Source organism: candidate division TA06 bacterium, from assembly GCA_016208585.1.
Lineage (GTDB): Bacteria > Edwardsbacteria > AC1 > AC1 > EtOH8 > UBA5202.
The window spans coordinates 1-7,781 of sequence record JACQXR010000119.1 but is presented as its reverse complement, the minus strand read 5'-3'; the positions used below and the strand labels follow the sequence as shown (position 1 = coordinate 7,781).

Annotated in this window: 5 protein-coding genes; all 5 read right to left on the bottom strand. The window is 48.2% G+C overall.

All coding sequences use genetic code 11. From position 1 onward, the window contains the following. Nucleotides 1–184: 184 nt before the first annotated feature. Nucleotides 185–679, bottom strand: coding sequence for a chemotaxis protein CheD (locus HY768_09165; protein MBI4727369.1), 495 nt, complete (start codon nucleotides 677–679; stop codon nucleotides 185–187). 16 nt (nucleotides 680–695) lie between these two features. After that, nucleotides 696–1,520, bottom strand: a complete 825-nt coding sequence (locus tag HY768_09160) for a protein-glutamate O-methyltransferase CheR (GenBank protein ID MBI4727368.1) — start codon at nucleotides 1,518–1,520, stop codon at nucleotides 696–698. Next, nucleotides 1,517–3,124, bottom strand: coding sequence for a tetratricopeptide repeat protein (locus HY768_09155; protein ID MBI4727367.1), 1,608 nt, complete (start codon nucleotides 3,122–3,124; stop codon nucleotides 1,517–1,519). Before HY768_09155 ends, HY768_09160 begins: the two co-directional genes overlap by 4 nt. 23 nt (nucleotides 3,125–3,147) lie before the next feature. Next, on the bottom strand, nucleotides 3,148–4,536 hold the full coding sequence (locus HY768_09150) for a hypothetical protein (protein ID MBI4727366.1): 1,389 nt from the start codon (nucleotides 4,534–4,536) through the stop codon (nucleotides 3,148–3,150). A 145-nt stretch (nucleotides 4,537–4,681) separates the two neighbouring features. Beyond that, nucleotides 4,682–7,642: an AAA family ATPase gene (locus HY768_09145; GenBank protein ID MBI4727365.1), complete on the bottom strand. Its 2,961-nt coding sequence runs from the start codon at nucleotides 7,640–7,642 to the stop codon at nucleotides 4,682–4,684. Between the last annotated feature and the right edge of the window lie 139 nt (nucleotides 7,643–7,781).

Below are 7,781 nucleotides of genomic sequence, written 5' to 3'. Positions count from 1 at the left end.
TCGTTGTTTGCGCAAAGCAAATGCTTGCGGCAAAGAACATCAGTATTACCTTATTTATGATAATCTTCATTCCCTTGTCCTCCATTTATTCACCAATCATTGTATATCAGCGTTCAAGCTAAATCAACAAAAAAAAGCATAGCCGTTTTAAGATTGCAGGAATTGGGAAAGCCAACCCACCCGGCTATATCTCCTTAAGCCCGGCCTTGAAGGAATGGATCAGCACCGTCCCGGAAGACAGAATAAATTCCACCGAACGGCCATAATCGCCGCCGATGTCCTCAGCCGCCACGGGAATGTTTTGCTCGGCCAGGACCCGCTTGGCCTCCTGGGTATTTCTCTGCCCGATGTTGTTCTCGCCGTCCCGGTGGTTTAAAAGCAGACCGGCGAACATGGTGGCCCCGCCCACCAGCTTGGCTCTTATCCGGGACCGCCGGCATCCTAAGGACTCCATTTGCAGGAGCATCTGTTCTATGGCGCTCTGGGGACACTTGCCCGGCTGGGGTTTAAGGCGGCTCAGGTCCGGCGACGGCAGCATCACATGGGCCAGCCCCCCGGTTTTAGCCTCCGGATCATACAGCATGATGGCCAGGCAGGACCCCAATCCGTGAGTGGTGATGATGGCCGGTTCCCTATCAACTTTCAGATCGGCTATTTTAACTATGACTTCGTTGGACAATTTTATAAAACCGTTGTTATCCGTTCAGCTGGTAGATGCGTTCCTTAAGGTCAAAAGGGGAAAAACATTCCTTGGCTTTACCGAACAGGGTTTCCACCTTGCCCAGCACTAAAAATCCTCCGGATCTAAGGCTTTTCCGGAAACTGTCAAATATATATTCCTGGGCCTGCCGGGAAAAATAAATCAGCACATTGCGGCAAAATATCATATCCAGTTCCGAAAACGGAGAAGGTTCAAACAGGTCAAAATGGCGGAATTCAACCATCCTCTTGATTTCTTCGTCCAGGATATAGTTTGGGGGTACAAGCTTGAAATATTTTTTTATCAGTTCGGAGGGAATTTCGTTCATGCTGTTCTGGTCGTATATTCCCTGCTTGGCCTTTGCCCTGCTGACGCGGTCGATGTCGGTGGCAATGATCCGGTAGGGGCGATTAACGCCGTTCCCGGCGGCAAACTCCCGCCACAGGATGGCCAGGCTGTAAGCTTCTTCGCCTGAGGAGCAACCGGCGCTCCAAATTGTCAGGGGGCGGCTCTGTTCGCCTTGGACGGCCAACAGCGGCAGGACTCTGGCCGAGACCGTTTTAAAAGTTTCGGGATTACGGTAAAAATTGGTGACATTGATGGTCAGAGCATCCAGGAGTTTGGGATATTCGGATTTGTCCTGGACCAGCCTTTGGGCGTATTCCTGATAAGTGCTGAGCTGGCAGGCCCTGAGCCTGACAGCCAAACGCCTTTTAAGCGGCCGCTCCTTGTACTGCAGAACGTCAAAGCCGGTGTCGGCATTTATCATTTTGGCCAGTTCCATCAGCTGGGGATCGGTGATGGCGTCTTTGAATATCATCCTTTTTCGGCCAGATCAAGGTTGCGCCTGATCATCTGATTTGAGGGATCCAACTCCAGCGCTTTTTTCCACCATTTCACCGCATTGTCTTTTTGCCCTTGTTTGAGACACAAATTCCCCAGTTTATAAAGCTGTTGGACATCGGCCAAACCCAGGTCGGCCACCCGGGTAAGCACATCCACCGCCTGAGGCCAAAGGCTGTGGCGATAATAAAGCTCGGAAAGATTGTGGAGCAGCATTCTGTTTTCCGGAGAAACCTTCAGGGCGGCCTGATAATGACGTTCGGACTCTTCCACCTGGCCCCGGGCCTGCCAGATGGCGGCGATATTGTTTTCGGAAGCGGGATTGAATCGCCCGCCTTGGGAACACTCCTGCCAGTGTTCTATGGCCTGATCCCATTGACTGCTGCGGTAGGCCGCCAGCCCCAATAAAAAACTGCCGAGTTTTGTTTTCCCGCTCTGTTCCTCTATTTTCTTAAGCTGCTCCTGGGCCAAACCCCATTCTTTTTTACGGCAGGCCAGATGAGCCAGATTAAGTTTTGGGATTACTTTATCAGAAGCCATTTCCAGCGCCTTTTTATACTGGCGGGAGGCATCCTCATACTCGCCCATGGCCTCCAAGGCCAGTCCCAGATTATTATAGCTGCAGGCCTTTTTCGGTTCAATGGCGATGGCCTCCAGAAATTCGGTGGCGGCCTCGGCGTATTCCGCCTTGCGGAAATTTATCAGGCCCAGATAAAACCTGGCATCGGCCTCATCAGGCTTGATCTCCACTATCCTCCTGTATTCCCGGTAAGCTTCCTCGTACATCTGGGTCTTGTAAAAAGCAATTCCCAGGTTGCGGTGTTCGTCGATAGCCCCCATCCCGGCTCTGGCTGCGGCCCGGCCCCTCTCGTTGCCCCGCTTGACCAGCCCCGCCCGCAACAAACCGTAAATGATCTTGGAGGTTAAAAATTCCCCCAGCGAAGAAGCCACCATCACTTCGCCCATGGTGCGGCGGCCGTCAATCAGCTGTATCACCTGGCGTTCTTCCTCGTTCAACTCCATCTCTACCTGCTGCGAGCCTTCTAAAATAAGCCTTTCCAGCACAATCTGAACCCCGGGAAGCTTGGCCTCCAGATTTTTCCATTCGTCAATCCGGCGGGCCTCTTCCAGCAGCAGGTTCAATACATCCAACGATACGGTGATGGCCTCCTCAGTGGGCAGGGTGTCCGGCTCAAAAAAGAAATCCCCCTCGTCCCAGCGCAGCAGATAAAAAATGGCATCGGCGATCTGCCGGGAGACATCGGACTCCAGATCCTGTTTGGTCAACAGCCCCAAATGGATCAGAATATCGCCCAGCCGTCGGCCGTCCGGGTCGGTCTGTTGATGTTTTAGGGCCTCCCCCAGCTGGGAATTGGTGATGAATCCCCGGGACAGCAGGCGGTCGCCCAGCCGGTCGGGCCGGTTCAGCAGGCTGCTGTAGCAGATCTTTCCGTCTTTGAAAAATATACTGCCGAAACTCTTGCCGTCGGTAACCTTCAGACAACCGGTTTTGTGCCCCACCGATAACAACTGAAGCACATCGGGCAGGCTTATTTCCTTAAAGGATCCTTTGATGGCCATTTGGTTAGAACTAAATAGTGGGTTTAAAATTCTTCCATTAGTCGGTCTTCCACCCAGGGCCAGTTTTCTTCAATGTTCCCGGACTTTTCCGCCAGAAGATCATCCGGTTGGGATTGGGTGCCGGTTTCCGGGGAATTTACATTCTGGCGTTCTGCTATTATTTCCGGGGCCGGCCTGATTTCGGGAACTGGGGGCAGGGCCGGCCGTTCCGGAGATTCCAATTTAATTGGTTCTGGGGGCGAAGCTGCCGGGATAGTCTCTGCTTGCGGTAATGTTTTGCTTTTACCGCCGCTTAGTCTTTGGGAAAGGCTCTTGACCAATTGTTCGAGTTTATCAGTTTGTTCCGGATCAAACAATACCGACTCTATCCGGGTCATCTCTTCGGACGTTGACTGCCCGGCCATCTGCCCGAACTGCTGCTGCAGGTCTATCAGCTTTTGCACATTGGCCGTATATTTATCGTATTCGGCGGTCAAGGCCGAAAGATCCTGGTCCAAAGCCAGCTCCACCGAAGCCGTATTAAACCCCTTCATCCTCCAGATGTAAATTTTTTCTTTATACTCCCGACGGATTTTTTCGGCATCTTGCTGTTCGGCCAGCATTTTAAGCATCCGGTCATCCAGCCCGGAAACAAAGGCTCCGAACTCGCCTTCCGGTTTGACCGATGGTTCTTCAGGGGCCGCTGTCTGAGACGGATCCGGCTGCACCCTGGGCAAAACAGCCGGGGGCAATGCTTCATCCACCGTCTCCTTGGTAACCGGGCCCTCCATCAGCGAGGAATACAGTAACACCCGGTTCAAAGCTCCTTCTATCTCCCGGACGTTGGAGGAAACCCGGGAGGCCATCAACTGTAAAACATCTTCGGACAGTTTTTGCCCGCGGACTTCGGCTTTTTTATAAAGAATCATTCCCTTTTCCATGAGCTCCAACTCCTTCAGGCGCACAAATACCCCGCCCAGAAGCCGGGACAAAAGTTTGGGATCCAAGGCCTCGATTTTCTGGGGATGCATATCGGTGGTGATGACTATCTGCCGGTCCGATCCTATCATCCGGTCAAAAAGCGGCAGTAATCTTTTCTGGACCTCGCGCTGGTGCAGCCCCAAATGGAGATCGTCAAACAGTAAAAGATCGGCCTGCTCCGCCCGAGCCAGATCACCCACCACCAGTTGGCTTCCGGCCAGGATCTCAATTTTATATTCCGGGTGCGCCAGGGCTACGGCATTGCCCACCGCATGCAGCAGATGGGTCTTTCCCAGCCCCACTCCGCCGTATATGATCAGGGGGTTGTATATTTCCCCCGGCTCCTCCGACACCTTCAGGGCAGCGGAAAACGCCAGGCGGTTGTGGGGCCCGGTAAAAAAGTTGTGAAAGACGTAATTGGTCTTTACTATTTCAGGGATGTTTTGATCCATCGGTGTTTTTGGCTGTGGCTGTGGAATGAAAGTTTATGCCGTCAATTAGTTGCCGCTTAAAAAGACCCCTTTTCCCGCGCTTGCGCCCCGCCATGTCGGGGCTTCAGCGCGCAGGCGCGAAACACGCTATGTAACAATTGGAGAACTAATTATCCCCTGTTTCCAGCCGCTCGCAGTCCTCGTAAACTTCCTTTCTTTCTTTTACGGCTAAATAGCATTCCCGCAAGTGTTCATCTGTGATTTTATTGCCGACGGTTTCAATTATCTCTTTTGCCTTTCGGTATTGTCCCAATGCCTCTTGCGTTTTCCCTTGTTTTTCAAAAATCTTTCCTTGGAGATGGCAGGCCTGATAGTGTAGTTCGGGACACTGTGAAATGTAAGCAAAAAATACAGATTCATTTAATATTTTTTGTGCCACTTCTACTTTACTTGTTTCGAAATAAACCTTTGCTAGTTGAACGTTATAAATCCCTTTAGCAATTTTGTCTTGTTGTTTTTCAACCAATAAAATTGATTTACAATAATAGTTTATTGCCTCTTCAGGTTTGTTTATCGTTTTATAATATTGTCCCAACCCGAATAAATAGGTCGCCATCTCTTGCGGATACTCATTTTTGGGGAATGTTTTTATTACATCATTTAATAGTGTAAAGGCATCTGCAATCCTGTTCAAGCAGAGGTAGTCTAAGCCAATTGCTCCAGTTGCCCATGATACTCCTTCATCATATTGCGAACTTTTTACATACCCGAGAAGGTCCTGATGACATTTTATTGCTGCTTCATAGTACCCAATTTCCCTGTAAATATCTCCTATAAGATACATTGCCTCCATTTTCGGACCCTTTCCACCAATTTCTTCTGTAACTTTTATAGCGTCTTTTAGATGTTCAATCGCGATTAGATATTCACCCTTCCAGATATATACCAGTCCAGTATATTGAAGCACCATAGGTTTGGTGCTTAATCTTCCTATTTGGTCAAGTAAATCAAGACAAATCTTTGCATGTTTTAGCACTTCATCGACATTTCCAATAGCTTCATAGAAATTTCTTAAAGAATAGTGGCAAGACTCAATTAATCTTAAATGTCGCATTCTCTCTGCTAAAATAAGGCCCCTCTGTATTATTATCAGAGACTCATCAAAATTACCAAGCGCAAGTTCAGTCTCACCTATTCTTCGTAGGCATTCGGCCTCAAATTCCTCATCTTTAAGTTTAACAGCTATAATCATCGCCTTTTCGAATAGGGATTTTGCTCTCATATAATCCTCTATTATGCATAAGTATATACTTCCAGTTCCCCTAATTGTATCTGCCTTTTCGTTACTATCTTCGCACTCCTCCACTAATTTTAGGGCTTGGGCAAGGTAAGTTTTTGCAGTTTTAAAATCCCCTTCTACTGCATAAATGCCGCCAAGATGAGATAGTCTGTCTGCGATAAGCTCCTTTTTGCCGATAGTCTTTGCAAGCTCATACGATTTGTTTCTATAATTTATTACTTCGTTTTTATATCCGATTAATCCCGAGTAATTCTCGGCAGCCAGCACTATAGCTTTATATTCCATTTCTTTATCTCCAATAGAACTCGCAAGTTCTGATAGAGATGCAAATTCCTTTGCTGTCGTAATATGTTTTTCATATCCGCCGAGTTCAAATCTAATAATATCATCTTTCTTTTCTAAAACCTCCAGCTGTTTTTTAAGTTTTTGTGGCAGGTCTTTTTCAGCACACGGAATCTTTTCCAATGTTTGCAATGCCTCGCAATAATACTGAAATGCCTGTTGATTGGCGTATTTTTCTCTTGCTTTTTCTCCTGCCTTAGTCAGCCATTCCACCGCTTTCTCCAGATTATCGCTGTTGGAATAATTATGGGCCAAAAGCTCGGTGAACTCCTCCAGTTTATCTTTATAAATGCTCTCTATGGCCTGGGCCACCTTCAAGTGGAACTCTTTCCGCTTCTTCTTCAGCAGACTGTTATAAGCCACTTCCTGGGTTAACGGATGCTTGAAGGCGTATTCTAATTCAGTTGTTAGTTTTAATACGAGCTCCCGCTCCTCAAGTTTGCCCAAATGCTCATCCAACCTCTTCTCGGCTTCAGTCACATATTCCAAAATCGTCTTAAAGAAACTCTTGCCGATCACCGCGGCCATCTGCAACACCCTCTTCACATCATCTTCCAATCGGTCTATCCGTGAAGCGATCACGCCCTGAATGGTATCGGGTATCTCCAGGGTAGAGATGTCGGATGTCAGATGCCAGCCTGCCCCGCTTTGCGAAGCAAGGCCGGGGATATTAGACTCAAAAACTAAAACACCGTTATCTATCATAGACCGAAGAATCTCCTCAAGATAAAAGGGATTGCCCTCGGCTTTGGATAATATCAAACCTTTCCCCTGTTCCGTCAGTCCGGAGATTTTAAGCAGGTTGTCAACTAACCGGGCGCTGTCGGTGTCCGATAACCTTTCCAAGGCGACCTCGGCATATTTCTCTTTATGCTGTTTTACGGCCAATTCTTTTATCTTCCAGGCTCCGCTTTCCTTCTCGGGCCTGAAGGCAAAGACCAGCATCACTGGCCCGTAAAAGGTGTTCATTAAGAACTGTAACAGCTCTATTGAGGTCGGGTCGGCCCAGTGTAAATCCTCAAAGAAGATTACTAATGGCTTTCTTTTGGCCAGTTCAACCAAAAGGTCTCGCACGCTGACGAATATCTGGATCTGCAGGTTTTGGGGGTCAAGGTATTTTACTTTCTCCTCCAACTCGCCCGTTACCGGGATGGAGAACAGGGTCAAAATATAAGGCGCAATCTGGTTGTATCTTTCGGGAAATATCTTCTTAGTCCTGTCAATTACCTTTTGGCTTATGTCTTGTTCTTTGTCTTGCTCTCTTATTCCATAGATTGTCTTTAATATCTCCAGGAACAGCCAGTACGACAGGGTTTGACCATGGGATAATGCCCGGCCCTCAAGCCAGAGGGCCCGGTCGCGATGGGAACCGAAAAGATATGATCTTAATTCGTCAACCAGCCTGGTCTTGCCTAAGCCGGCTTCGCCGATAACGGAGACAATCTGTGGCTTGCCTTCAAGCGTTAAACCTACCTTGTCTTTCAACCTAAAATCCCGTGAAAATTATAACTATGTCAACGATGGTAACCGTATCTGGAATGCTTTGAAAATCATATTTTGCTTTTTTGATATTTCCGTAAGCAGGCTGGTGCCGGAATCAAGATCAATCCGTTTGAGCTTTTTC

Excerpts from the sequence above, each read along its gene's own strand:
- HY768_09155 (MBI4727367.1), bottom strand. The coding sequence starts at position 3,124 with ATGGCCATCAAAGGATCCTTTAAGGAAATAAGCCTGCCCGATGTGCTT.
- HY768_09150 (MBI4727366.1), bottom strand. The coding sequence starts at position 4,536 with ATGGATCAAAACATCCCTGAAATAGTAAAGACCAATTACGTCTTTCAC.
- HY768_09160 (MBI4727368.1), bottom strand. The coding sequence starts at position 1,520 with ATGATATTCAAAGACGCCATCACCGATCCCCAGCTGATGGAACTGGCC.